Source organism: Sphingomonas sp. DBB INV C78, from assembly GCF_042693015.1.
GTDB lineage: Bacteria > Pseudomonadota > Alphaproteobacteria > Sphingomonadales > Sphingomonadaceae > Sphingomonas_E.
On the sequence record NZ_CP170544.1, the window covers coordinates 1,745,911 to 1,769,388 of the forward strand.

A 23,478-nucleotide genomic window follows, 5' to 3' on the forward strand; every position below is an offset into this window, starting at 1 on the left:
TGCGCACCCGACGTGCCACTGTCTCGTCATGGTCGCGCCGGTGTTGCGCGGCCGTCGCACCGGTGCCGCGCCCTTGTCGCGCGGGTGTCGCCTTACCGTCGCTTCGGCGACGCATCTGGCGCCAGGGATCGCAAAAAGCACACACAACCCTCAACTTCCTCAACTTCGTCCCTTGCGGAGAACAGCCTAAAAGGAACATCCCATTGCCTCCCGCCCCCTCCTCGCCCAATAGGCGCGGATCGAACGGGAGACGGGCATGACGAGGATCGGCATCATCGGCGCGGGCGGACGCATGGGGCGGGCGATCGCGGCCGCGGTGGAGGATGTCGATGCTTGCGTTTCGGGCGGCATCGATCGGCCCGGCACCGCACCCGAAGCACTCGGCGATGTGCCCCTGCTTGCCAGCCCGACCGAGCTTGCCGCCGCGAGCGACGTGATGGTCGATTTCTCGTCGCCCGCCGCCCTTGCTGCCCATCTCGACGCCGCGGCCGCCGTGGGCACGCCGATCGTCATCGGCACCACCGGTCTCGCGCCCGAACATCATGCCCTGATCGACGAAGCGGCAAAGTCCGTCGCCGTCCTCCAGGCATTCAACACTTCGCTCGGCGTCAACCTGCTCGCCCATCTCGTCCGCGAAACGGCAGCGCGCCTTGGAACGGATTGGGACATCGAGGTCGTCGAGATGCACCACCGCCACAAGGTCGACGCCCCTTCCGGCACCGGCATCCTGCTAGGCCAGTCGGCCGCCGCGGGTCGGCAAGTCGCGCTCGCCGATGTCGCCGTCCGCAGCCGCGACGGCATCACCGGGGAACGCCCCGAGGGCGCGATCGGCTTTGCGGTGCTGCGCGGCGGGTCGGTCGCCGGGGATCATCAGGTCGTGTTCGCTGGCGAAGGCGAACGGATCGAACTCGGCCACCGCGCCGAAAGCCGCGCGATCTTCGCCAGCGGCGCAGTCAAGGCCGCGCTGTGGCTCGCCGGCAAGCCCGCCGGCCGCTACACGATGAATGACGTGCTGGGCCTCTGACGCCGCCATGAAGCGCGACGAGATATTCGAATTCTACCGGCGGCTGGCCGAGGCCAATCCGTCGCCGGAAACCGAGCTCGAATATACCAATCCCTATACCTTGTTGGTGGCCGTAGCGCTTTCCGCCCAGGCGACGGACGTCGGCGTCAACAAAGCCACCCGCCGCCTGTTCGCCGAAGTCGACAATCCCCAGGCGATGCTCGATCTCGGCGAAGAGGGCCTGAAAGAGCACATCAAGACGATCGGCCTGTTCAACACCAAGGCCAAGAACGTCATCGCCGCCGCTCGCATCCTCGTCGACAAATATGGCGGTGAGGTGCCGCGCGATCGGCTTGCGCTGGAGGAGCTTCCCGGCGTCGGCCGCAAGACCGCCAATGTCGTCCTCAACACCGCCTTCGGCGAGGAAACCTTCGCGGTCGACACCCACATCTTCCGGGTCGGCAACCGCACCGGCCTCGCCAAGGGCAAGACGGTGCTCGCCGTCGAACTGAAGCTGGAAAAGGTGACGCCCCAGCCCTTCCGCCGCGGCGCTCACCACTGGTTAATCCTGCACGGCCGATATATCTGCAAGGCACGCCGCCCGGAATGCTGGCGCTGCCCCGTTGCCGATCTGTGCGTGTTCAAGCCGAAGACGCCACCGCCGGCCGGGACAGCCAAGGCCGCCGCCTGACGGCTCCGTCAAAATCCTGTCGGGACAGGAGATTTCGAGATGAAGACCAAGGCCATGCTCACCGCCGCCCTGATCGCCGCGGTCGCGCTGCCCGGCGCCGCCATCGCCCGGCAGAAGGCGGACAACCTCGCTGCCAAGGCCGATGCCAAGCCGGAAAGCTGCGTCCAGATCATCCAGATCCGCGAAACCCGCGTGCGTGATGACAGCACGATCGATTTCTACATGCGCGGCGGCAAGATCTACCGCAACACGCTCCCCCATAGCTGTCCGTCGCTGGGGTTCGAGGAGCGTTTCGCCTACAAGACCTCGCTCAGCGAGCTCTGTTCGACCGACATCATCACCGTGCTGCAGGATGCCGGCGGCCTGAGCCGCGGCGCGAGCTGCGGGCTCGGCCAGTTCCAGGAAATGGAAAAGAAGGAAGCGGCGAAGTAAGCGCCCGCTGCATTGCCGATTTCTCCTCGGCCCCGCCGATTTGGGCTGGCGCGCCCCGCGGGCCTTTGCTAACCGCGCAGGCCACGCACCCGTAGCTCAGCTGGATAGAGCGCTGCCCTCCGAAGGCAGAGGCCACAGGTTCGAATCCTGTCGGGTGCGCCATTTTCTCCAAGAAACGCCGAGATTTTGCGGCGTGCTGTGCAGCGATCATTCTTTGGGTCTTGCAGTGAGAGCACGTCACGCCGCGGCGCCTCTCCCAATTATGGAATCATCAAGTCGGTCGCGACCGATGCATAATGGCCACCCGAACCTCGTCCCCAGATCGGACGAGCCGTGCCAGCCAGACCAGATCAAAATTTGTAGGCGACCTCCAGTCCCCACAGGCGGCGCGCGCCGGGCGAGATGAAGGAGCCGCCAAACTCGATCGCGGGGATCACCTCGTTCAGATATTTCTCGTCGAGGAAATTGTTGGCGAAGATGGCCGCCCGCCAATTCTCGCCGTCCAGCCCGACGCGCAGATCGAGCACGCCGAACGCCTCGCGCTGATTGACGTCATAGAGGGCGTTGCCCACCGACGCGGGCAGGCCGAGCGCCGAGATCGGCAGCAGCGCGCTGAAGATCGTCGCCTTTTCCTGGTCCTGAACGGTGTGGAACCAGGTCGGCCCGGTGATGCGATAATCGGCGCGGAAGAACATGTCGAAATCGTCCGCGACAGGTACCGTCATCTGGCTGCCGAGGTTGATCGTATAATCGGCGGTGTAGGGCGATTTGTTGCCGACCGTATCGGGGCGGGAGCTGTTCTTCTTGATCTTGGAATCGGTGACGTTGAAGGCGCCGAACACCGTCCAGCCTTCGACGAGCTCCGCATTCACGTCGAGTTCGGCGCCCTTCAGGTCGACCTTGTCGATATTCGAAACCACACGCAGCAGGCCGAAGCCGCCGACGAAGAATTCGAAGAACTGCATGTCGGTGACGCGGGTATAATATCCGGCCAGGCTGTAATTGACCGGGCCGAAGCTGCCCTTGATACCGCCTTCGAACGCGCTCGACTTTTCCTTGCGGAACTGGTCGTCGATATCAACGCCCGCGTTGATCGGCGGCACGTTGAAATTCTGGTCGACGATCGCGGCCGATCCCTGATTGTTGAAGCCGCCCGATTTGAAGCCGATGCCCCAGTTGGCGAAGAGGTTGGTGTCAGGCGCCACTTCCCAGCGGAAGGTGATCTTCGGCTCGAACTGCTCGAACGTCTTGCTCTGCGGCTCGATCGGGCCGAATTGCTGGCCGGGGTTGATCGGCCCGCCGGTGAAGGGGTCCGTCGCCGTCGGCACATCGTTGCGCACCTTGCGCTTCTCGATGTCGTAGCGCAGCGCCACGCCAATATCGATCGCATCGGTGGGTTTCCAGTCGACCGAGCCGAATGCCGCATAGACGTTGGTCGTGAAGGTATCGGCGAAGAGCTGCGACGTCGGGTTGGCCGATGTCGGATCGTTATAGAGCTCCTGGATGACGCCCGCCCCGGTATCGGCGCCCAGGCTCACACCGGTCTTGCGATCGATGTGGAGATAATAAGCGCCGACCTGCCAGTTCAGCTCATTGTCGCCGTTCGAAACCAGCCGGACTTCCGCGCTATAATCCTCCTGGTTGCGGCGCTGATATTGGGTGCCGTCGCAGGTCGTGGGCGAATAGGCGCCGAACACCGATCCATTGGCGGGCGCGAAGATGAAGGGCACCGGGATCTGGCCGATGAAGCCCGGCGGATTGAGCGGAAAACCGGTGAGTTGGGCGGTGGAGGCAAAGCAGGCGTCGACCGCCGGTTGCCCGGAAGGCAGGGCGGCCGAGATATAGCGCGCGAAATCGGCCGAGGTGCCGTCTGCGACAAGATCATTCTTGATGTTGCTGTAGAGGCCCCAAGCAGTCAGCGTCGCGGGCCCGAAATCATGGTCGACCTTGAGCGAGGCTTCGAACGTCTTCTGGTCGTTCTTGGGCCGGATGTTGGAATAATAATTGAACGGATGGTCGTTCACATCCTCATAAAAAGCGCCGCCGAGGGCGGGAATGTGAAAGGATGAATTGAAGTTGATCGATGCGCCGTGAAGTTCGCCATAGCGGACCTTGGCATCGAGCGTCGTGTTCTCGCCGACGTTCGCAACGATGCGGCCGTCGACGTTCCAGGATTCCTGATCGTCGACCACTTTCTTGTCGAGGAACTGGTTGCGGTAGAAGCCGTCGGTGGTACGGTAATCGCCAGACAGGACGAAGCCGATCCCATCGCTGATCGGCCCTGCAATATAGCCGTTGGCGCTATAGGTGTTCACGTTGGCGGCAGTTGCCTGGATGCTGCCTTCCAGATGATCGCCTGGCTTCACGGTCTGGACGACGATGGCGCCGGCGGCGGCATTGCGGCCATAGAGCGCGCCCTGCGGGCCTTTCAGGATTTCGACCTGGCGCAACGTCCCCTGGATCTGATTGAGTTGCGCGGTGTTGGTCTTGAGGATGCCGTCGACCACCAGAGCGACCGAGCTTTCGGCGTCGCGGGCGCCGTTGAGGCCGCGAATGTTGATCTGGGTGTCGCCCGCTTCTGCCGTGCCGGTGACGATCGTCACGCCCGGCGTCAGTTTGACGAAATCCTCGGCTTTCTGAAGGTTCGCCCGCGCCAGCGTGTCCGCGGTGAGGACGGTGATCGATGCTGGAACCTCGGACAGGGTTTCCGAGACGCGACGTGCGGTGACAACGATTTCGCCGCCCGCTGCCGGAGCGCCGGCCTCGCTCGCGGCGCTATCCTGCGCGGCGGCGGGGCCGTTGATGATCGCTATCGCCGAAATCCCGGCTAGGAAGAAACTGGCCCCCTTGATCGACATATGACCCCCCATTTTGATTTCCCCGGCCCGCAAGCCTATCGCGTCGAACAGCAATCCCTCATTTTCATTTGAACGGATGCTATTGTATACAAACATCCGGCGTCAAGCGATGGTTGCTGGCTGCGAGGGGAGTGCCGAGGGCGCATGTCGAAAGCATCGGATGCCGCCTACCGCTTCATTCGCGGGGAGATCCTCTCCGGTGCGCTCGAGCCCGGCGAACAGCTTCGCGAGGAGCAGCTTGCGGCCGCGTGCGGGGTTTCGCGCACACCGATCCGCGAGGCGCTGCGTCGGCTGGAAAGCGAGCACTTTGTGCGACGCAACGAGTCCCAGCGCACGTTCGTTGCCGAATGGTCGTTGGACGAGATCGAGGAGGGCTTCGTTCTGCGCGCCATGCTGGAGGGGCATGCCGCGGCGCGGGCCGCCGAACGGGCCGAGGATGTGGCTATCAATGCCCTTGCTGCCCACAACAATGCGATCGGTCTTGCGGCGAAGTTGGCGCCGCCCGACGTTGCCGCCTTCCTCGATCATAATCGCGCCTTCCATGCCATCATCCTGGAAATGGCCGGTTCGGCGCGGCTGGCGGCGCTGCTCGGCACGATCATCGAACAGCCGATCGTGACGCGCACGGCGCTGCAATATGATCGGGTCCAGATCCTGCAATCGCACGCCGAGCATGACGAACTGATCCAGGCATTCCGCCGCCGTGATCCGGAATGGGCAAAGGCGGTGATGACTTCGCATATCCGCCGCGCCTTCCACGCCTATCGCGATGCCTTCCGCCGGGCTGGCGGTCGCGAGCGGCAGGCGGCGGAATAGTGTGGTCATGTCGATACCGTTCTGCGGCGCTTGACCGGCAGCGAAAGTGATTTGTATACAAAAATGATCCGTAGTCGAGGATGGTTCCTGTCGTGCATCGCCCCTCCCAGATCGAGATCGTCGAGGTCGGCCCGCGGGACGGGCTGCAGAACGAAGCGTTGATCGTCTCGACGGCGGATAAGCTGAAGCTGATCCATGCCGCGATCGACGCGGGCATTCGCCGGATCGAGGTGACGAGCTTTGTCAACCCGCGCAAGGTGCCGCAGATGGCCGATGCCGAGGCGGTGAGCGCCGGCCTGCCGGAGCGCGACGGCGTGACCTATATCGGCCTGGTGATGAACGAGCGCGGTGCCGATCGTCTGCTCGCGACCCGCATTCACGAGTTGGGCGCGGTCTGCGTCACGACCGACACTTTCGCCATGCGCAATCAGGGCCAGACCAGCGAGGAATCGCTGGCCGTGGCCAAGCGGATCGTCGGCATGGCGCACGCCGCGGGTCGCCGCGGCCAGATTACCATCGCCGCCTCATTCGGTTGCCCGTTCGAGGGCGAGGTCGCACAGGACCGCGTCGTCGCAATGGCGAGAAGCGCGGCCGAAGCGCGGCCGGTAGAGATTGCTTTGGCCGATACGATCGGCGTGGCCGTGCCCGCCGATGTCGAGCGACTGGTGGCGCGCGTCGCCGAGGCGATCGCGCCGATCCCGGTGCGCGTGCATTTCCACAATACCCGCAACACCGGCATCGCGAATGTCTGGGCCGCGGTCTGTGCCGGCGCGCGGACGGTGGACGCAGCGCTTGGCGGGCTGGGCGGATGCCCGTTCGCGCCGGGCGCAGCCGGCAATGTTCCGACCGAGGACGTCATCTACATGCTGCAGCGGTCGGGCGTCGCAACTGGCGTGGATCTCGATCGACTGATCCAGGGCGCGGGCTGGCTGTCGTCGGTCATGGAAAAGCCGCTACCCGGCATGTTGGGAAGGGCCGGCACCTTCCCCAAAGCAAGCGTCCAATAGAAGGAATCGCGAATGGCCTATCGCCTTGGTGTGGATGTCGGCGGCACCTTCACCGATCTGCTGTTGTTCAACGAGGCGAGCGGGGCATTCTGGCGGCACAAGACGCCATCGACGCCGCCAGACAGTTCGGAAGGCATCCTCGCCGGCGTCGAGGCGATCTGCGCCAATGCTGGCATTGCGCCGGCGGAAGTAGACGTGTTCCTGCACGGAACGACGGTGGCGACCAACGCGGTGCTCGAAGGCAAGGGCGCCCGCGTCGGCCTCGTCACCACCGAAGGCTATCGCCAGGTATTGCAGATCGCGCGCAGCTTCGTGCCGGGTGGCCTGGCCGGCTGGATCGTCTGGCCCAAGCCCGAACCGCTGGCGCGGCTGGAAGACACGATCGAGATCAAGGGGCGCATGGACGCATCCGGCCATGAGGTGCGGCCACTCGATGAGGCCGATATCCGCGCCGGCCTCGAAAAGCTGAAACGTCAGGGGATCGAGGCGCTCACCATCTCGCTCGTCAACGCCTATCTCAACGGCGCGCACGAACGGCGGGTGGCGGAAATCGCCGCGGAAATCCTGCCCGGCATTCCGGTGTCGCTCAGCCATGTCGTGCTGCCCGAAATGCAGGAATATGAGCGCACGTTGACGACCGTTGCCAACGCAGCTGTGCGCCCGATCGTCGGCAATTACGTCCATAACCTGCGATCACGGCTGCGCGGTGCCGGGATAGCGGGCAGTGTTTCGTTGTTGCGTTCGGATGGAGGTCTGATGTCGTCCGAAAAGGCGGAGGAGCATCCGGTTTCACTGCTAATGTCCGGCCCCGCCGGCGGTGTTACTGGGGCACTGTGGGTCGGCCGCAATGCCGGCATCCGCAATATCCTGACGCTGGACGTCGGCGGCACATCCACCGACGTCGCCTTGATCGAGGATCTCGATCCGCGGCGGGTACGCACGACCGAGGTCGGCCATCTCGCTGTGCGGGCCTCGTCGCTGGATGTGAAGACGGTGGGCGCCGGCGGAGGCTCGATCGCCTATGTGCCGGCATTGACCGGCGCGCTGCGCGTCGGTCCGCAATCGGCCGGCGCGGTTCCCGGGCCTGCGGCCTATGGCAAGGGCGGCACCCAGCCAACCGTGACCGACGCCAATGTCGTGCTGGGTTATCTGCCGGAATCGCTGCTCGGCGGCACCTTCAAGCTCGATCGGGCCGGTGCGGAAAAGGCGGTGCAGAGCGTTGCGGATGCACTGGGTATCGGCCTGATGGAGGCCGCCCGCGGCATCATCGACATCGTCAACGAAAACATGTTCGGCGCGCTGCGGATGATCTCCGTCCAGCAGGGCTACGATCCCCGCCATTTCGCGCTGATGGGCTTCGGCGGAGCAGGCCCGCTCCACGTCAACGCCGTCGCGCGGCTGATGGGAAGCTGGCCCGCCATCTCACCGGTCAGCCCGGGCGTGCTGTGTGCGCTGGGCGATGCGACCACCCGGATGCGCACGGAAACGGCCCGCAGTTTCTCCCGCCGCTTCGCGGATACGAACGAGGCGGAGGTGGGTGAGATACTCGACCAGATGGCGGCTCATACCCGTGCGGAACTGACGGCCGAGGGCATCGCCGACGCGGACATCACCAGCCTGTTCGAGATCGACGTCCGCTATGAAGGCCAGGCGTTCGAGGTGCCGCTCGCCATCGACGCCGAAACGCTCCGCCGAGATGGTCTTGCCGGCGTCCTCCAGCGCTTCGATGCCGAACATCTGCGGCTGTTCACCTTCAACATGGAAACGCCGCACGAACTGGTGAACCTGCGCGCCGTGGCGCTTGGTCCCGCGCTCGATCTGCCGGCGGCGGAATTGCCGCAAGGCGACGGCAATCCGATCGCGGCGAAGATCAGGGATCATAAATTATGGGCCGACGGCCAGATGCGCGCAGCAGTGATCTATGATCGATCGCGGCTACGCGCAGGCGACGTGCTGCCCGGCCCCGCCATCATCGTCGAAATGGATTCCACCACGCTGATCGAGGCCGGCCATGTCGGCACGGTCGATCGCGTCGGCAACATCCTGATCAATCCGGCTTGAGGAGCGCGCATGCCCGCCACCATCATCCAGGCCAATGAAACGCCCTTCGCCAGCCAGCCGATCGATCCCGTCACGCTGGAAGTGATCGAGAACGCGCTGCGCAACGCCCGCATCGAAATGGATGCGACCCTGGTGCGCACCGCCATGTCGCCCGGCATCCGCGAACAGGGCGATGCCTTTCCGCTGATCGCCGACCATGAAGGTCACATGATCGTCGGCCAGTTCGGCTCCTTCATCGGTGGCTTTCTCAATGGCTATGACGGCACGATCGAGGATGGGGACATGTTCTTCCTGTCCGATCCCTATTCGGTCGAAGGCGCGATCAGCCATTCGAACGACTGGCTGGTGCTGCTGCCGGTGTTCAAGGACGGGCGGCTGCTGGCCTATACCGCGATGTTCGGTCACCAGTCGGATATTGGCGGCAAGGTCGCCGGGTCGATGCCGATCGACGCGCGGTCCATCTTCGAGGAAGGCGTGCGCATCCCTCCGGTGAAGATCTGGCGGAAGGGCGAATATAATGCCGATGTGGTGAAGCTGGTCATGCATCAGACCCGCAAGCCGGATTGGTGTACCGCCGATCTCAACGCGCTGATCGCCTCCTGCCGGGTCGCGGCGCGGCGCGTGCTGGAGATGAGCGAGCGCTTCGGCGACGATCTCTACGTATCGGCCACGCGCGAACTGCTCGCCCGCAATCATCGCGCGATGCAGCAGTTGATCCGCACCTCGGTCAGCGAGGAGCCGGTCAGTTTCGAGGATTATATCTGCGATGACGGCATGGGCTATGGCCCCTACCGGATCCGCTGCACCATGCACCGCCAAGGCGATCGGGTGATCCTCGATTTCGACGGCACCGATCCGCAGTCGGAAGCGTCGATCAACTTCTATCTCAATGAAAACATGTTTAAGATGTTCTTCGGCATCTACATGATCATGGTCTTCGATCCGCAGATCCTGTTCAACGACGGCTTCTACGATCTGATCGAGGTGCGCATCCCGCGCGGATCGCTGCTGAAGCCGGTATTTCCGGCCGCCCTGTCCGGCCGCACGCACGCGCTGGGCCGCATCTTCGATATTTTGGGCGGCCTGCTCGGCCAGAAGACGCCGGAGTTCCTCAACGCGGCGGGCTTCTCGTCGAGCCCGCACCTTTTCTATTCGGGCGTCGATCGCGAAGGGCAGTGGTTCCAGCTTTTCCAGATCGGCTTCGGCGGCATTCCGGGCCGGCCGATGGGCGATGGCCCCGACGGCCATTCGCTCTGGCCCGGCTTCACCAACGTCCCCAATGAATTTCTCGAACGCTATTTCCCGATGCGCATCGAACGCTACGAGACGGCGGCGGACTCCGGCGGCCCCGGCCTGCATCGCGGCGGCAACGGCATCCACATGACCTATCGTTTCTTGGAAGCCGGTGTCGTCGCCATCCACGACGATCGCTGGTTCGTACCGCCCTGGGGTGTCAATGGTGGCTTGCCGGGCGCACGAGCACGCAAGGTTCTGGAGAAAGCGGATGGCACGCAGATCATCGTCGCCAACAAGCTGGAGGAACTGAAGGTCGAAGCGGGCGACCAGCTCCATTTCATCACCTGGGGCGGCGGCGGCTGGGGCGATCCGCTGGAACGCGATCCAGCCCTACTGGCGCGGGAACTGGAACAGGGACTTGTGACCGTCGAAGGCGCGCGCCGCTATGGCGTGGTGCTGGTGGACGGCGCAGTCGACGAGGCGGCGACCGCGGCATTGCGCACCGAGATGCGCGCCCAGCGGAACGGGCCGCTACCCGTCTTCGACTTCGGCCCCGATATCGAGACGCTGCGGGCCAACTGCCTTGCGGAAACGGGCTTGCCTGCTCCCAAGCAACCGGTTTGGCGGGTGCAACAGGAGTGCGCGGCATGAACGACAAGCAGGGCGCACTCGCCGGCATCCGCGTGATCGAACTGGGCCAGTTGATTGCTGGCCCCTTCTGCGGCCAGTTGCTTGGCGACATGGGCGCCGAAGTCATCAAGGTCGAACCGCCGAACCAAGGCGATCCGATGCGCGAATGGGGGCGTGGCGAGCATAAATTGTGGTGGGAGGTCGTTGCCCGCAACAAGAAGTCGGTGTCCGCGAATATGCGCATGCCCGAAGGGCAGGAGATCGTTCGCCGGCTGGCGGCGCAGGCGGATATCCTGATCGAGAATTTCAAGCCGGGCACATTGGAAAAATGGGGGCTGGGGCCGGATGTGCTCCATGCGCTCAACCCCCGGCTCATCATCGTTCGCGTGTCCGGCTACGGCCAGTCCGGCCCCTATTCGGATCGCGCGGGTTTCGGCGGCATCGGCGAGGCGATGGGCGGCTGGCGCTACGTCGTCGGCGATCCCGATCGCCCGCCATCGCGCATGGGCATCTCTATCGGCGACAGTCTGGCCGCGACCTATGGCTGCATGGGCGCTCTAGCCGCGCTCCATGCGCGCGAACGGACGGGCCGCGGGCAGGTAGTGGATTCCGCGCTCTATGAGGCGGTGCTGCAGGTGATGGAGAGCCTGGTGCCGGAATATCAGGTATCGGGCTATATCCGCGAACGCTCCGGCTCGATCCTGCCGGGGATCGCGCCCTCCAACGTCTACAAGTGCAAGGACGGCGATTATCTGATCGGCGGCAATCAGGACGCGGTCTTCGCCCGGCTGTGCAAGGCGATCGGGCAGCCGGAACTCGCTACAGACGAACGCTTCGTCGACCATGTCTCGCGCGGCCGCAACCAGACCGAACTGGACCAGTTGATCGAGGACTGGACCAGTCAACATACGGTTGCTGAGGTCGAGGCCACGATGATCGAATACAGCGTTCCGTCGGGCGTGATCTATCGCGCGCCCGAAATGCTGGCTGATCCCCATTTCGCGGCGCGCGAGGCGTTGATCGACGTGGAGACGCCGCGCTGGGGCAAGGTCACCATGCAGAACAGTTTCCCGAAATTGTCCGAGACGCCTGGTGGTATCCGCTCCCCGGCGCCGGCCGAGATCGGTCAGGATAATGCGGAAATCTATGGCGACCTGCTGGGCTTCGACGCTGCGGAATTGAGCCGGCTCGAAGCGGCCGGAGCGATCTGAGCGTGGAGGACGAACTCCAGCAGAACTATGCCGGTGCGTTCGACGGCAATCTGGTTCCGGGCAAGCGACCGGCGTTGCTGATCGTCGACATGGTGATGGCCTATCTGGAACCGTCATCACCGCTGTTTCTGGACGGTGAGGCGGCAATAGCGGCCACGGCGGAAATGGCCGATGCCGCCCGGATTGCCGGCGCTCCGGTGATCTTCACCAATGTCGTCTATCAGGCCGGGGGGGGCGATGGCGGGCTGTTCTACCGCAAGGTGCCCGCGCTGAAGGCGTTCGATGCCGGATCGCCGCTCGGCGCCTTCCCGCCCGCCTTGAGCCCGCGCGCCGGTGACGTCGTGGTGACCAAGCAATATGCGTCCGCCTTCTTCGGCACATCGCTCGCATCCACGCTGCGGGCGCAGGGCGTGGATACGGTGCTGATCGCCGGCTTTTCGACCTCCGGCTGCGTGCGCGCGACCGCCCTCGACGCACTTCAGAACGCCTTCGTGCCGCTCGTCGTGCGCGACGCCTGCGCGGATCGGCACCCCGGCCCGCATGACGCCAATCTGTTCGACCTGCAGGCAAAATATGCCGAGGTGATCGGCAAACGGGCGGCGATCGGAATATTGGAGCGGCATTGACGCCTAAGTGCGCGGTTGTGGTCCTCACTCGCCACAAACTCGGATGTCAACGCTAGACCGGTACGGAAATCTGTTTTCCGGCGAAGACCGCCTGCCAATTTTCAATTTCGTCGACGACGATCTCGTCAATCTCGCGGGTCATGCCGGCCACGTGGCTGTAGCTTAACGCATTCTCCGGCGCCGCGAGCACCATATCGATCCGCTCACTTACCCCGTCGAGCTTTTCCGCCGTCACCTCGGAAATCGCAGAAAAGCGCTCGAAATCGCCGAAATACCGGATGCCGGCAAAGGCACCGCCGAGGGCAGGAAAAGCCACTCCCAGGAAAGTGAACGCCTTCGAAGAATGTGTCACGGTCTCGACCGGGATGATCGCGAGCGACGCCGCCAGCACCAGAAGCAGATAAAGTGCGACAGTCGCGATGGCGAGCGCGAACAGCAATTCGGACAGCCGATCGAGATTGTGGTGAACCTTGGCCAGTCGTTTGGCCTTGTCGCGATGATAGTCCCGTTGTTCGCGTACATGGGGAGCCAGAAGCGTCTTCAACACCTGCTGCAAATAGGCCTGGGTCACCCTTGCCTGGGGCAAGCCGATATCGCGCAAGACCAGCCGACAATAATGTTCGGGCCACTGGCTATGCGCGCCCCGTGGCCAACGCCCGGCAGATCGGACGACGCCCAACAACAGCATCATCGGCGCGTGACGGAGATATTCGGCAACCCGGCGCGTTTCGAACCACCGCGAATGCCATCGGCGCTTGCGTCCGATCGTCGTGATCGCAACGATCGAGACGAGCAAGGCGAATTCCAGCAAAGCGAAGGGCCATTTCTCCTCCGGCCCGACGAAGGGCAGATAGGCCGCGCCCCCCATGATCGCCAGCGCAGACAAAAGGAAGTTGGTCACCATGCCGCCGCGATAGGCATCCGACAGATAGGTCGACAGCCCGTCCGCCCAGGCGAAGCGCGGGAGGATCTGGGTTCTTATCGCTGCCACGAGATCCGCGTCCCGTCCGGGCAGCACGTCCGCGTCGGCCAATAGGGGAGCGCCCGAATGCGTCCCGATCGTATCGGGCCGTTCATAGGTCCGCTTGAGGCCCGCGAAAGGCGATCCGCCACCCCCGAACAGAGTCTCGATCCGCCGGTAGGCATGGAAGCGACGATGGCTATGGGGGTGCCATTGCTCGGTGTGAAATCGGATCGCGCTTTCATGCCGGTTCGCACCGGGAGGATTGACGATATTCTCGATCAGCGACGCAACATCGGCATCTGTACGATCGGCGACCAGCAGGGATTCAGGAGCTCGCAGCAGGCGCACCTGTTCCGGATCGCTCGCATTGATCCATATCACCGGAACGCCTTCTTCCAGCGCGGCCGCCATCGTATGGCGCGTTCCGCCGACGGCACCTGGTGCGATACCATCCCACACGGCAATGATGACGTCGGACTGTTCGATCATCACCCGGCCTGCCGCAGCCGCTCGTTCGGAGGTGACGGTCGCAAATGCCCGCGCGGTCTCCCCATCCTCCGGCGCCTGAAGCGTCCTCACGAACATGGCTTTGATGAGTTCGTCCTGCTCCGCGAGCTCGAAACGCTTTGCGTGTGCGGCCAATTGGCGTACCTGATCGACATATGCGGCGGCAGGTGACACCGCTTCGGCGCGATCCTCGATCAGCGCCAGGGCATCTTCGATAGACAGCGGATGCCCGTTTATCGCCATGTTCAACGACTGGCCGAATGGGAGCAGTGCAACGATCTCCCAGTTCCGTGCACGCGCATTCTCGACGGCCAGGACATCCGTACCGCTTGCCATCAATGAATGCAGGCGTGTCGCGGCCATCGTGTCGGCTTGGCGGGCAATCACCGCGTCGATGATGTCCAGAAGACGGATAAAGGCGGCCTGGATCTCGACGCGATTCCGGTCAAAGGCCGCATTATTGTGACGATGTCCGGTAATCCCCACGCTAAGCCGCATTGGCGGTAGCGCAATTGCGCCGGAAAGATCGGCATCGCGGGACGTCATTACCTCACCGTAGCGGCGATGCTGGCCCTCGCAAGTCCTTACGACAATTCGCGCCCGTCTTGTTGTCGACTGACAAAGAGCTTAGAAAATCGGCAGGTGCAGGGCCAGCAAGGGGCGGCAATCGGCGGATGGCGAATGATGCTGCACCAAGCGGATCGAACGGAGCACCCGCCACCGTCTTCGTCAGCTATTCGCGCGATGACCAGAAGCAGGCGCTGCCGATCATCAGGCTGATCGAGGAATCCGGCTATTCGGTGTGGTGGGACGGCCTGCTCGGCGGAGGTGAGCGATATTCGCAAACCACCGCGGCAGCGCTGGAGAACGCCGCCGCCGTTGTCGTGCTCTGGTCGAACACATCCGTCGCCTCCCATTGGGTTCATGATGAAGCCACGCGGGCGCGCGACAGGAAACGCATCATTCCCGTTTCGATCGACGGCGTGCCGCCACCGCTCGGGTTCGGGCAGTTCCAGACGATCGACCTTTCGCGCGCAAAACTGAAAGCCGGCGATCCTGCCGTGCAGAATCTGCTCCGCACCCTCGCCTTGCTCCACGATCAACCCGTCACATCAGCACAACCGACCGCGCCGGCGGCCAAGCCTATCGACCGGCGGATCTTCCTTGGCGGTGGGGTGCTGCTTGCGGCTGTCGGGACGGCAGTGGTGGTGTGGGTCCGGCCCTTTGTCGGCGATCGCGACAATAACAGCGTGGCGGTCCTACCCTTTGCCAATCTCAGCGGCGATCCGGGGCAAAGCTATTTCTCTGACGGCGTGGCAGCGGAAGTCCGTTCCGAGCTCGCCCAGAACCCGCTCCTGCAAGTCGCGGCGCAGACCTCCTCCGCAAAATTCGCAGCCCGGCAAGAGGATGCGAAGACCATCGCCAGAAAGCTGGGGGTTGCGCACCTGCTCGACGGCAATGTCCGCAAATCGGGCAATGTCGTGCGGGTTTCCGTCGAGCTGACCGAGGGCGCCACGGGTTTCAGCAAATGGTCCAAGAGCTTCGAGCGACCACTGGCCGATGTGTTCGCCGTTCAGGATGAAATTGCCAATGCGGTAACGGCGGCGCTTTCCTCCGAGCTAACCAAGGGCGGCGCCAAAGGCGCGGTAGGCGGAACCGAGAATTTCGCGGCCTATGACGCCTATCTGCGCGGGAACGCGCTTTACCAGCTCTCCTCCGGCGAACAGAGCGGAAGGGACGCGCTGGCGCAGTATGACGACGCCATCGCCAAGGATCCCCGCTATGCCGCAGCCTGGGCCGCCCGTTCCCGCACGCTGGCATCGATCGCCAATCAATATCTCGATGGGGCGGCGCGAAAGGCGATGTTCGATGACGCGATCGAATCCGCGAAGAAATCGCTGAGTCTCGCCGCCAATCTGGCGGACGGGCATTCGGCGCTCGGCTATGCGACGCTTTTCGGCCGGCGGGATGCGCGGGCGGCGCGTGAGCCGTTCGAGCGATCCGCACAGCTCGGCCAGGGCGCATCGGACGTACTCACGCGATACGCCCTCTATTGCGCACGCACCGGTGCGTTCGAAAAGGCGCGCACGGCCATTGCCCGGGCCGCCATGCTCGACCCGTTGAACCCCCTCGCCCAGCGCTCGGTCGGCACGGTCGAATATACCGCCCGTCGATATCCTGAAGCGATCGCTGCTTTTGAAAAGGCCCTGATCCTCAACCCGCAAATGAGCGGAACGCCAGCCGCGATCGGCTTCAGCCAGCTCATGCTCGGACAGACGGACCTCGCGGCCAAGTCCTTCGCCAGGGAAAGCAGCGCATTGCGGCGCCTGACCGGGGTCGCGATGGTGAAGCGGAAACAAGGGCATCGGCCAGAGGCAGATGCCGCGCTCGCCGAAATCGTCCGCGAATTCGGCAACAGCGCTCTTTACGAACAGGCGCAAATTCTGGCCCAATGGGGCGATCGGGACCGCGCAATGGCGACGTTGATGAAGGCGAACGAGACAGGCGATCCTGGCCTGGTCCTGATCCGCACCGACCCGTTGATCGACCCATTGCGCAATGCACCGGGTTTCGCCGGTTTGCTAAGGCAGCGGGGTTTCGAGTAGATTTACCGCTTGATCATGGGGGCGAAACAGATGCGCGGAATTCCTACGATTGGTGCCACAGCGTCGCTACTTCTGCTGTTGGCCGCCTGCGGCGCGAAAGAGCCGAAAGCGACGGCGCCCGATGACGACAATGCCGCGGTTTCCCAGCGCACCGGCGGCGATGACAAGACCGGCGGCGACGACAAGACCGGTGGCGATGATAAAACCGGTGGCGATGACAAGACCGGCGGCGACGACAAGACCGGTGGCGATGATAAAACCGGTGGCGACGACAAGACGGGCGGCGACGACAAATAATCTGCCGTCGAGCACTCAGTATCGGGTGATACGACCAGCCGGGGCCTGCTTCATCGCGTCCGTCATCCACTGCCGATAGGCGCCGGCATTGACGTAGAGCGCCGGCACCCCCTTGATGCCGCAGCCATAGCCGAACGAGACCAGCCCCACGAGCACGCGCTCCTTGCCTTCGGCGCGAGTCATCGGGCCGCCGCTATCGCCGTTGCAGGAATCCCGGCCATCGCTTGATCCGGCGCAGATGGTCTCGGGGATGAGGGCCGACCGGTAGCTGGCCCGCGTGGCACAAGCCGATTGCTGCAGGATCGTCAACGCCACTTCCATCAGCCTGAACGACTTGCGGTTCACCCTCTTCATGTCGCGCGTCATCGTCATCGATGTCTCTCGCTCGCTCGTCAGGCCCCATCCGGTGACGGTGACGAAGGGATTGGCGTCGAGCGGAAGGTCGCTGGCCTTGCTGCCGAGCACCCTGATCGGGGCGATATTTGTCGCAGGTGGCCCTTCCGGCACGATCCGCATCAAGGCGATGTCATGGATATGCTTGTCCGGGTCATAGGCCTTGTGGATCACGACGCGCTCGATCCGATAGGTGGCGCCCCCACTGGTGAGATCCTGCGTTCCCAACCGAACACCGCGTTGCGCCATGAAATCGCCCTCTCGTGGCAACCGCGCGCAATGCGCCGCGGTCACGATCCAATCCTTCGCGATCAGCACACCGCCACAACGGTGGTTCAGTTCCCAGGTCGGTTTCATCCAGAGGAACTTGCTCCCACCATCGGTGCGCCCGCGGTCCGCCGCGATTTCGGCCTGGGTATATTCGGCATCGCCCTTGGCGAAGATCTGCGCTTGCCATGGCGCGCTGCCTGCCTTTGCGGGATAGCCGCCAACGATCCGGCCGCCGTCATCATCGGGATCTGGAGCAGGCGGCTCGGCCGCATCGGCGGCGGCAGTGGGATCATGCGCTTCGGAAACCGGCACGTCCTGTGCTGAGGCCTGCACGGCAAGCAGCGCGATCATGATCGGACCGAGAATATATCGCATCTGATCCACCTATTTCCTGATGATCGCCTGGGTCACGACCGCCGTCCAGTTTCCGACCCGCGGGACCGCCGGATCGCGAGCGCCCTGTTGTGCCGCGCAAAGCGCCCGCGCCAGTATCGAATTGCAGGCGGCAGGGTCTCGCGCGCCGGCACCGCTCTGTTCCAGCACCGATGCGTTGATGGGCTGATCGGTGGACAATGTCAGGAAGATCAGCCGCCCCTCGCTGTCCGGCTTGCCGAACGCGACGATCGGCCGGCCCGGCGCGACCGCTGAATCCAGGCCGCCATGATCCGGCACGGCAAGATTGACCGCGAAGCTGTCATCGATCGCGAACACATAGATATAGCGAGGCTCGGCCGCGCGGTTGATCGCGATCAGCTTGGCATTGGCGTTGAGCTTGAGCACGGGCCCATCGGACTGGTGCACGGCCTTGCAGGCGAAGGCGTTGGCGTCGAGGTCGTTGCCGATGCAGAATTGCACGTCGGCGCGCGTGGCATCGGAGCGCAGCGCCAGCAGCACCTGAACACGCGCAATTTTCTGAAGCGCGATCCTCAGCCGGTTCGAGAAGTCAGCCGCGGCGGCGGAGCCAAGCGATGCCACCGCAATCCCGTCGGCGCCCACAAGCTTATATCCGTCACGGGTAGGCACGATCGCAAAGGGCGCGGATGGCGCCACCCGGACGAACTTCATCGCTTGCAGCATCGTCGCGATGGCCGCGCTATCTTCCGGGGCCGCACTGTTACGCACGAGCAGCACTTCCTCACCGAAGGCATGAGCAGTTTCCCGCGCGATCAGCTGTGGTGGAAGGCTCGCGGACGGCGGATCGATCGTCAAAGTCGCGCGCGCGGTCTCCACATTCGAAACCTGCCCGGTCGCCAGCGGCTTGGCGCCATCATCCAACGCGTCGCCGGTCTTGGCGAACAAGGCATAAGTAGAGCCGGCAGTAACCCCGTTCAGTTGCCCACCGGCTAGCCAGATCGCGCCCCTGTCGTTGACGGCGGTGAGCAGCGGGATGCGACGCTCGCCGCCCCCCATCGACGCCGTCAGCGCACCTTCCGCCTGGGGCCGTTGCGCGGTGTGGCCGGTTTCGGCGACTTTCAGGCGGACTTCGGTTGCAATGTCGGCGAAGGCCGCATTGGGCATGACGCTCAGTGTCTGCGCGAGCGCGGTCGTGAAGACGCCCGCTCGCTTGCCGACCGCCCCCACCTCGCGCGCCTCCTCGCCATCCGCGGCCGCCGCGAAATGGACGCGATAGCCCTCGTCTATTCCGGGCGCCACGGGCGCACCCGCCGCCACGACTCCGCGCATCCGCCGCGGCGGCGCATCGCGGCTTTGCCCCTCGGCCGGGCCGTCCCGCGCGGCCGTTCCCGAATGGCAGGAGTCGAATATGGTGACGACGTTGACGCCCTTGGCGGTCGCCGTGTCGATGACGGTCTTGATTTCCCTGTCCAGAATATCGGCTTCGACATCCGCGCCCGGCTGACGCGCGTCATAGGGCAGGATCGTGTCATTATAGCCGCTCGACTGGTCGAAAATCTGGCTGTCGACGAACTGCGAACCATGGCCCGCGAAATACAGGATCAGCGTATCGCCCTTGGCCGAGGCGGCGATCTGCTTTTGCCAGGCGTCGAATATCGCCTTGCGTGTCGCGCATTCATTGACCAGCGTGATCGAGACGGCGTTCGCAGATGCGCATTGGCCTGCCGTCTCCGTATCGAGATCGATCGCATATGCCGCGCGCAGCGCCTCCTTGATATGGCGCGCATCGCTGACCGCCCCGCTCAGATCCTTGAAATCCGCTTCGGGCACCTTGGTTTGCGAATAAGCGTAATGGTCGATCCCGATGAACACTGCGCGTAACGCCGCCGCGGCCGGTGTTGGTAGAAGCGCAAGGGCTGCCAGCAGGCCGATCCAGCCGCGCGTCATGGCCGCACATTGTCGCGCAGGAGGATATTGCTGCCACCGGCGTTGAAATCGAACAGCGCCGGTTCCTGAACCATGGGCTTGGCTGATCCGGCATTGGCGCGCGCCCAGCCACGCGCGCCGGATGTATCGGTCGTCAGCCGACCGAGCCGGGCGTCGGCGCTCAGCGACGGCAGGCGCTTGGCCGCATAGGCGAACCATTCATCCACCGTGATCCGGCCGTCACCATTGCGATCCGCCTTGCCGCCGGTCGCGGTGATTCCCTCGCTCGCCAGCGCATAGGTCAACAATCCCTGTCGCAGCACCGGATCTTCGAGCGCGACGTCATCCGTCTGCGTCGCGGCGAGAATGCGGATGCCCTTGTCGAACGCAAGCTGGCCGAGACCGGCATCGCCCATCGGCCCCGGCTTGAAATTACCGGCATCGACGCTGGCTGCCGAATGGCAGGCATCGATGATCAGCGCGATTTCGGCCGCGGGAATCGCGTCCAGATAGAGTGAAAGATTTGCCGACGAGAGCAATGTCGAGACATCGGGTGCCAATTCACCTTCAGGCCATTTGGCGTCGGCCGGGAGCAGATAGAAATTGCCCTGGGGATCGGCCCAGCCATGCCCCGAAAAGCTGATTATGACGATGTCGTCCGGCCTTACCCGATCGAGCGAAGAGGCATCGAAGCCGAGTTGCGAAAGATATTCGGCCGAGGTGGAGGCATCGCCGCCGGCCAGCGCGCTCAGCAATATTTCGATCGCGTCTCGCGTCACCCGACGGGTCTTACCGTCGGGCAATTTCGTACCCGCGAGCGTGATACGGCGGACTTCAAAATCGGGTATGGTCCCAAGCCGCTCGCCAAGCAGGGTCGCGTCCGATGCTGCGAACTGCAGCGCGAGGCGGGGCGCATCATAGGCATCGATGCCGATCGTGACGATGAAGGCGCGGCGCGGCTGCGGCGGGACCGGTGGGCGGCGATACTCGAACGTCGCGGTATCGCTTTTGACGCGATCCTCGTTGAACGCATAAGCCGAGAAGCGCGAATTTTCGGTGCCGGCCGCCGTCGGCAGGTCGACCACGAAGTCGAGCAATGGATAATGGCCCTTGGCATCGGGCTCGACCCGACTGAGCCGGCGCCAGCCATCCACATCCTTGCTCGCGATTTCAGCGACGGCCTCCGGGCGCCGCTCACCCAGCACCGGCTGCGACTTCATGAATTCGAACCGTCGCGCCGCGCCATCGGGTGTATCGGGAAACGCATCGAACTGCTTCTGCCTTTGGTCGATGTCCCGATACACCTGATCCGGATTATGGAGCATGAGCCGATCGTTGCGGAACAGGCGGACATCATAGACGCCCGAGCGCGTCTTGCCGTTGGCCGCGGTCGGATCGATGCCATCCGCAATCTCCACAGAGACGATCGCCGTGCGAGGCGTTTCGCCCGGCCGAACCTTGACGATGCGGACCTGCGGCAAAACCCGGTTGATGCCGGCCAGCGGGCGAATGGCGGGAAAAGCGGCATCGCAACTTGTCGGCTCGGCGCCGGCACAGGCCAGCAAGCGACGGGTAAGCCCCGGCTGATAATAATCGCGCATGAAGGTCTGCGGGGCGAGCGACTGGAAGGGTGCGTCCGATAGGACCCAGCGTACCGCCCGCGTATCCGCGGCAAGGTTGGTGTCGTACCGCCCCTTGGCATCAATGGCGAAAAAGCGATCGCCGGGCAGCCGGTAGAGCGAGAAGAAAGGCGTGGCCGGTTCATCCAGATTCGGTAGAATCCGGTGAAAATCGATCGTGCCGCCCCTGCCCTCTATCCACAATAAAGGCTTGGTTGGGTGAAATCCCACATGGCCGAGATCCGCGGCGAATGCGCCCTTGGTCGGGCATTTGCGGGCATGAAGCGCTGCGGCATTGGCGTCGCATTGCAAGGTTGCCGAATAGCCGCGTCGGGTACGAAGTTGATCGCAATCGATCGGCGGCGCCCGCAGAATGGTGTCGGTGATCGCGAACAATTCGGTGTAGCCGAGTGCACTTTGCAGCGCGATCACGCGTCCGTCATAACTCGCCAGGGAGCGGGCGGAGGCGACCTCTTCGCCCTCGTCGATGACAGCGGTGCACAGATATTTTCCCGATTGGCGGTCATAGGCCTGGACGACCGGACCGCCCTCAAGCCGGACGCCATATTCCCCCTTCGCCGCGGCAGCTTCCGCCGCATGTTGCGAACAATCCGGATTTCCAGCCGCACCCAGGTCTCCGGACATTTCCAGCGGACAGGGTTGCGCGGTGACCGTGGAAACGTGCCCCGTATCCGTATCCGCCAGCCTTTTATCATCGACGGCCAGGATCGTCGGCGACGTCCAGCCCCTCAGTTTCGCGGGCGAGAGCGTACCCAGCTTGACGGCCGGTGGGGCAGCGCCTGTGCCGAGATCCAGGCTGTGCAGCGTGGCGCCCGCTCCTGCACCTGTGTCCAACCAGGCGATCCGCATCCCGCCCGGTGCAAAGAGCGGCGGATGGGTGCCATCGATCTCGACGCTGCCGGACGCGGCACTGCTCTTGAACAAGGCATTGAGTTCGTCCGCCGACCTGCATTGCTTCTGCTGCGTCCGGCAGGCCTCGTCATTCGCCGTGCTGATTTCCTGAGCCCTATCGAGGTCGCGTGCCTTTTGCTCGATCCGCCGCGCCTTGGCCTCCAGCCTTTTGTCACCCTCATCCGGGGCGGGGCCCAGGGCGCCGACGAGGTTCACGGATCGCGCGCCGGCGTCAGGCGGGCGGATGGCCAAAGCTTCCCCGCGTCTTTCGATCGTCCAGCCCAGTGATGATCGAGGCCAATCGGCTCGCATGAACAACGCCCGCTTCGTGGCGAGCGAGCCGTCCAGAAATGACGTTCCCGCCGCCCATGGCGGATCCACCTGTTCGTCGGACACCTGCGACGCCACGGCATCGCCGAAACGGACGCTGTAGGTCCGCCGGTGAAGCACGCTGCCCACGCCATTATCGAACATGTCCTCGAACTTCAGTTCGACGACTTCCGCACCGCGGCCGTCCGCATTGACGCTGATCCGCTCGACAACGGTTCGCTCGCGCTGGTTGCCGAGCTGGATGCGGTCGACGATGTTGCCGCCGAGATCCCAGATCAACAATTGCCCGTCGGTAGAGCCCGTGAGGACGAACTTGCCATCACGCGTCCAGGTCAGCGCGGAAATGGCCGCGGCGTGGCCATTCTGAACGATGATCCGCGGCTGCGCGACCTGCGCCGAGCCTTGTGACGCGGCCCCCGCAGTCGCGTTCATGCCGATTGCTGCAGCCCCAATCCACAGCAGGCCCATCAGCACCCTGCGTCCGCCAATATGCAGATGGTGGCCCGGTGGCGGCGGTACGTCTTCCAACGAACCTCGCCATAGCCGCGGCACCGTCATCGCCCGGCTGTGGATGAATGCGGCCGCTTACCCGCGTGTGGCACATATTTCGTCAGCAATATCGAAAGCACATGATCGACATTGGCCATCTCTGGAACTCCGGTCCAGCATCGCCCGTAATGCTAAACTTACCCCGTCGGTTGGCAAAGATGGAATTTCGAAGGACGATCT

16 protein-coding genes and 1 tRNA gene are annotated in these 23,478 nt (G+C 63.9%); 12 read left to right on the forward strand and 5 right to left on the reverse strand.

The window, feature by feature from the left end; translation table 11 throughout:
- The first annotated feature begins 256 nt into the window (after positions 1-256).
- The 4 genes from dapB (at position 257) to ACFB49_RS08420 (ending at position 2,288) form a co-directional block, all read left to right on the forward strand.
- Complete coding sequence (gene dapB, locus ACFB49_RS08405; RefSeq protein ID WP_380878372.1) at positions 257-1,024, forward strand: 4-hydroxy-tetrahydrodipicolinate reductase; 768 nt, start codon at positions 257-259, stop codon at positions 1,022-1,024.
- 7 nt (positions 1,025-1,031) lie between these two features.
- On the forward strand, positions 1,032-1,694 hold the full coding sequence (gene nth, locus ACFB49_RS08410) for an endonuclease III (protein ID WP_380878375.1): 663 nt from the start codon (positions 1,032-1,034) through the stop codon (positions 1,692-1,694).
- A gap of 39 nt (positions 1,695-1,733) precedes the next feature.
- Entirely contained in the window at positions 1,734-2,126 is a 393-nt protein-coding gene (locus tag ACFB49_RS08415; RefSeq protein ID WP_380878378.1) for a hypothetical protein, read from the forward strand.
- Positions 2,127-2,211: 85 nt separating this feature from the next.
- A tRNA-Arg gene (locus ACFB49_RS08420) sits at positions 2,212-2,288 on the forward strand.
- A gap of 188 nt (positions 2,289-2,476) precedes the next feature.
- Here ACFB49_RS08420 and ACFB49_RS08425 read toward each other — a convergent pair.
- Positions 2,477-4,984: a TonB-dependent receptor gene (locus ACFB49_RS08425; protein ID WP_380878380.1), complete on the reverse strand. Its 2,508-nt coding sequence runs from the start codon at positions 4,982-4,984 to the stop codon at positions 2,477-2,479.
- Positions 4,985-5,128: 144 nt separating this feature from the next.
- On the opposite strand from ACFB49_RS08425, the gene ACFB49_RS08430 reads away from it, so the two are divergent.
- The 6 genes from ACFB49_RS08430 (at position 5,129) to ACFB49_RS08455 (ending at position 12,571) form a co-directional block, all read left to right on the forward strand.
- Positions 5,129-5,800, forward strand: coding sequence for a GntR family transcriptional regulator (locus tag ACFB49_RS08430; protein ID WP_380878382.1), 672 nt, complete (start codon positions 5,129-5,131; stop codon positions 5,798-5,800).
- An 80-nt stretch (positions 5,801-5,880) separates the two neighbouring features.
- Positions 5,881-6,807 carry a hydroxymethylglutaryl-CoA lyase gene (locus ACFB49_RS08435; protein WP_380878385.1) on the forward strand — a complete coding sequence of 309 codons (927 nt, stop codon included), beginning with the start codon at positions 5,881-5,883 and terminating at the stop codon, positions 6,805-6,807.
- A 12-nt stretch (positions 6,808-6,819) separates the two neighbouring features.
- Positions 6,820-8,868 carry a hydantoinase/oxoprolinase family protein gene (locus tag ACFB49_RS08440; protein ID WP_380878388.1) on the forward strand — a complete coding sequence of 683 codons (2,049 nt, stop codon included), beginning with the start codon at positions 6,820-6,822 and terminating at the stop codon, positions 8,866-8,868.
- 9 nt (positions 8,869-8,877) lie between these two features.
- Entirely contained in the window at positions 8,878-10,755 is a 1,878-nt protein-coding gene (locus tag ACFB49_RS08445; protein WP_380878391.1) for a hydantoinase B/oxoprolinase family protein, read from the forward strand.
- Complete coding sequence (locus ACFB49_RS08450; protein WP_380878394.1) at positions 10,752-11,945, forward strand: CaiB/BaiF CoA transferase family protein; 1,194 nt, start codon at positions 10,752-10,754, stop codon at positions 11,943-11,945. Before ACFB49_RS08445 ends, ACFB49_RS08450 begins: the two co-directional genes overlap by 4 nt.
- A 2-nt stretch (positions 11,946-11,947) precedes the next feature.
- On the forward strand, positions 11,948-12,571 hold the full coding sequence (locus tag ACFB49_RS08455) for an isochorismatase family protein (protein ID WP_380878397.1): 624 nt from the start codon (positions 11,948-11,950) through the stop codon (positions 12,569-12,571).
- Between the two features lie 52 nt (positions 12,572-12,623).
- On the opposite strand, the gene ACFB49_RS08460 is transcribed toward ACFB49_RS08455, so the two are convergent.
- Positions 12,624-14,588: a hypothetical protein gene (locus tag ACFB49_RS08460; RefSeq protein WP_380878400.1), complete on the reverse strand. Its 1,965-nt coding sequence runs from the start codon at positions 14,586-14,588 to the stop codon at positions 12,624-12,626.
- Between the two features lie 128 nt (positions 14,589-14,716).
- Between ACFB49_RS08460 and ACFB49_RS08465 the strand changes: the two genes are divergently transcribed.
- Together ACFB49_RS08465 and ACFB49_RS08470 are read left to right on the forward strand one after the other, a co-directional pair.
- On the forward strand, positions 14,717-16,648 hold the full coding sequence (locus ACFB49_RS08465; RefSeq protein WP_380878402.1) for a TIR domain-containing protein: 1,932 nt from the start codon (positions 14,717-14,719) through the stop codon (positions 16,646-16,648).
- Between the two features lie 9 nt (positions 16,649-16,657).
- Positions 16,658-16,945, forward strand: a complete 288-nt coding sequence (locus ACFB49_RS08470; protein WP_380878405.1) for a hypothetical protein — start codon at positions 16,658-16,660, stop codon at positions 16,943-16,945.
- 15 nt (positions 16,946-16,960) lie between these two features.
- Here the strand turns inward: ACFB49_RS08470 and ACFB49_RS08475 are convergent, their stop codons facing one another.
- The 3 genes from ACFB49_RS08475 to ACFB49_RS08485 are packed head-to-tail and all read right to left on the reverse strand — an operon-like array spanning position 16,961 to position 23,277.
- On the reverse strand, positions 16,961-17,983 hold the full coding sequence (locus ACFB49_RS08475; protein ID WP_380878407.1) for a S1 family serine peptidase: 1,023 nt from the start codon (positions 17,981-17,983) through the stop codon (positions 16,961-16,963).
- A gap of 9 nt (positions 17,984-17,992) precedes the next feature.
- Positions 17,993-19,909, reverse strand: coding sequence for a caspase domain-containing protein (locus ACFB49_RS08480; protein WP_380878410.1), 1,917 nt, complete (start codon positions 19,907-19,909; stop codon positions 17,993-17,995).
- Positions 19,906-23,277 (reverse strand): hypothetical protein, encoded by a 3,372-nt coding sequence (locus ACFB49_RS08485; protein WP_380878412.1) that lies wholly within the window; start codon positions 23,275-23,277, stop codon positions 19,906-19,908. The genes ACFB49_RS08480 and ACFB49_RS08485 overlap by 4 nt, the downstream gene beginning before the upstream one ends.
- Positions 23,278-23,478 lie beyond the last annotated feature (201 nt).

What these genes read in the sequence shown, in the direction of transcription:
- ACFB49_RS08475 (WP_380878407.1), bottom strand. Translation starts at nt 17,983, where the DNA reads ATGCGATATATTCTCGGTCCGATCATGATCGCGCTGCTTGCCGTGCAG.
- ACFB49_RS08465 (WP_380878402.1), top strand. Translation starts at nt 14,717, where the DNA reads ATGGCGAATGATGCTGCACCAAGCGGATCGAACGGAGCACCCGCCACC.
- ACFB49_RS08415 (WP_380878378.1), top strand. Translation starts at nt 1,734, where the DNA reads ATGAAGACCAAGGCCATGCTCACCGCCGCCCTGATCGCCGCGGTCGCG.
- ACFB49_RS08450 (WP_380878394.1), top strand. Translation starts at nt 10,752, where the DNA reads ATGAACGACAAGCAGGGCGCACTCGCCGGCATCCGCGTGATCGAACTG.
- ACFB49_RS08460 (WP_380878400.1), bottom strand. Translation starts at nt 14,588, where the DNA reads ATGACGTCCCGCGATGCCGATCTTTCCGGCGCAATTGCGCTACCGCCA.
- ACFB49_RS08425 (WP_380878380.1), bottom strand. Translation starts at nt 4,984, where the DNA reads ATGTCGATCAAGGGGGCCAGTTTCTTCCTAGCCGGGATTTCGGCGATA.
- ACFB49_RS08435 (WP_380878385.1), top strand. Translation starts at nt 5,881, where the DNA reads ATGGTTCCTGTCGTGCATCGCCCCTCCCAGATCGAGATCGTCGAGGTC.
- ACFB49_RS08480 (WP_380878410.1), bottom strand. Translation starts at nt 19,909, where the DNA reads ATGACGCGCGGCTGGATCGGCCTGCTGGCAGCCCTTGCGCTTCTACCA.
- ACFB49_RS08445 (WP_380878391.1), top strand. Translation starts at nt 8,878, where the DNA reads ATGCCCGCCACCATCATCCAGGCCAATGAAACGCCCTTCGCCAGCCAG.
- dapB (WP_380878372.1), top strand. Translation starts at nt 257, where the DNA reads ATGACGAGGATCGGCATCATCGGCGCGGGCGGACGCATGGGGCGGGCG.
- ACFB49_RS08430 (WP_380878382.1), top strand. Translation starts at nt 5,129, where the DNA reads ATGTCGAAAGCATCGGATGCCGCCTACCGCTTCATTCGCGGGGAGATC.
- nth (WP_380878375.1), top strand. Translation starts at nt 1,032, where the DNA reads ATGAAGCGCGACGAGATATTCGAATTCTACCGGCGGCTGGCCGAGGCC.
- ACFB49_RS08440 (WP_380878388.1), top strand. Translation starts at nt 6,820, where the DNA reads ATGGCCTATCGCCTTGGTGTGGATGTCGGCGGCACCTTCACCGATCTG.